This window comes from Methylobacterium sp. Leaf113 (assembly GCF_001423325.1).
Lineage (GTDB): Bacteria > Pseudomonadota > Alphaproteobacteria > Rhizobiales > Beijerinckiaceae > Methylobacterium.
This window is the reverse complement of sequence record NZ_LMNJ01000048.1, coordinates 1-1,979: the sequence shown is the minus strand read 5'-3', so window position 1 is coordinate 1,979 and position 1,979 is coordinate 1. Positions and strand designations below refer to the sequence as shown.

1 protein-coding gene and 2 pseudogenes are annotated in these 1,979 nt (G+C 56.4%); all 3 read right to left on the bottom strand.

The features are described 5' to 3' along the window. Positions 1 to 27: 27 nt before the first annotated feature. A complete protein-coding gene (locus ASF60_RS26310) occupies positions 28 to 543 on the bottom strand; it encodes a restriction endonuclease subunit S (protein WP_082508089.1) in 516 nt (171 codons plus the stop codon). Between the two features lie 248 nt (positions 544 to 791). Then, positions 792 to 1,875, bottom strand: a pseudogene (locus ASF60_RS19575) (HsdM family class I SAM-dependent methyltransferase); the annotation flags it as partial. A 15-nt stretch (positions 1,876 to 1,890) separates the two neighbouring features. Further along, positions 1,891 to 1,979, bottom strand: a pseudogene (locus ASF60_RS24780) (IS5/IS1182 family transposase); the annotation flags it as partial.

Sequence of the window (1,979 nt, the reverse complement as noted above, 5' to 3'; positions counted from 1 at the left end):
CTGTCGTCGGCAATCTGCTCGACGCCTTCACCCCAACCGAGTGCGCAAACTACTTCGCTGCCGCCGGTTACGATCCGGAGTAGGTGGAAACCGCTCTAGAACTGGAAGGTCGCCTACATCATAGGCCTTTGCGCTAGTTCCATACTGGGTGTCTTCGACCAGATCACCGACGATACCTTCCTGAAGATTACGAAAGTTGTTGGCTGGATCGCCAAATATCTCAGAAAATATACATTGTGTAAGGCCCGCGAGCAGGTCAATAGCATGTCGTCTTTGCTTGTATATTTGGTCGGCGCGATCGAGAATTGCAGCTATCTGTTGCTGCTCACGGAGTGGCGGGAGCAGTATGGAAGTGCTTCCTATTTCGCCCGAGCGTATTCGGGGAAGTTGTCCAGGAGCACTGTTGATCGGCGCGGTGTTAAGAAATTTTCTGCTTCGAAGATAGTGTGCAATATATCTTCGGTTGTTTCCAGGTTTAACTTTCAGAACATATTGGTCTACAGAGCAAATTCCATCGAACTCTGCTATCCAAACCTTGTTCAAATAGGGTCTTAATTATCCATAAACAATATCTCCCGCTTTGAATCGGGCGCGTCTTCCGGTCATAGCGCTTAGCTCAATTTCTTCCGAGCTTGTCCTGACACCCGTGTCGCGCTCGATGTGCTCGAGGCCGACGAACCTTTCTATGCCAGTAGGTTTATTCTTTGGATGGACAACCTCATTCCGAAATTCAAGGAGCTCACCGAGGCGTCGAGGTTCGCTGAAGGCTGTAAGTCTTTCCAAACGCGCGTTCACGATAGCATCGCCTCCAACTCGTCGAGCCCTTCTGCAATCTCCCGCTCCAGCAACTTTAACGTTGCTATAATCTCCTTCGGCGCTCGGTGCTCCGCCGCTTCGTGCACTACCTCCTTGTAGCGGTTGAGCGAGAGGTCATAGTCGGCCGCCGCGATCTCCGCTTTAGGGACGCAAAAACTTTTCTCGGTGCGCGCTCGGGCGCGCTCCGTCCCTGCCCGTTTCGCCCAGCGCGCGGCTGCATCCGGCAGGTCGTTCTTCACCGCCTCCTCATCTGTTAGCGTGAAGGCGGCGACGCTCTTCGCGTCCTTACCGGGGACAACTCCAAGCCTGTCCATTGGCAGCAGCGGAGTGCGCTTGTCGTCGAGCGAGTAGCCGTCAGCCTTGAGGTCGTAGAACCACACGAAGTCCGTGCCGCCCGAATTAGTCTTTGTGAAGAGGAGAATCGCGGTCGAGACGCCGGCATAGGGCCGGAACACGCCCGACGGCAGCTTTACGATGCCGTCGAGCCGGTGGTCTTCTACCAACATCCTACGGATCGCCTTGTGAGCCGTGGATGAGCCAAACAACACGCCGTCCGGCACGATGACGGCTGCGCGGCCGCCGGGCTTCAGGAGCTTGATGAACAAAGCGAGGAAGAGCAGCTCGGTCTTCTTCGTCTTGACAACTTTTTGGAGGTCCTTGGCTGTCGTTTCATAATCAAGCGAACCTGCAAAGGGTGGATTGGCAAGCACGAGAGAGTAGCGGTCGGCATCGCCGCCTTGCTCTTCAGCCAGAGAGTCTTTGTAGCGGATGTCCGGCCGCTCGACGCCGTGCAGCAGCATGTTCATCGACCCAATGCGCAGCATTGTGCCGTCGAAGTCGAAGCCGTGGAACATGCTTTCGTGGAAGTGGCGCCGCAGCTTCTCGTCGCGAAAAAATCTCTGGATGATTGTCGCGCAAATATTCGCCTGCGCCGACGAGGAAGCCACAGGTGCCGGAGGCCGGATCGCAGATCACATCCTTTGGGCCTGGCGCCGACATTGCGACCATCAGCTCGATAATGTGCCGCGGCGTGCGGAACTGGCCGTTCTGGCCTGCGCTAGGGTCTGGACTCGATCAGCACCAGAAGGCGATGACGGCAGCGAGTGCGACGGCCGAGGCGTAGTTTCGGGCCAGCTTGTCGTAGCGGGTGGCGATGCGACGGA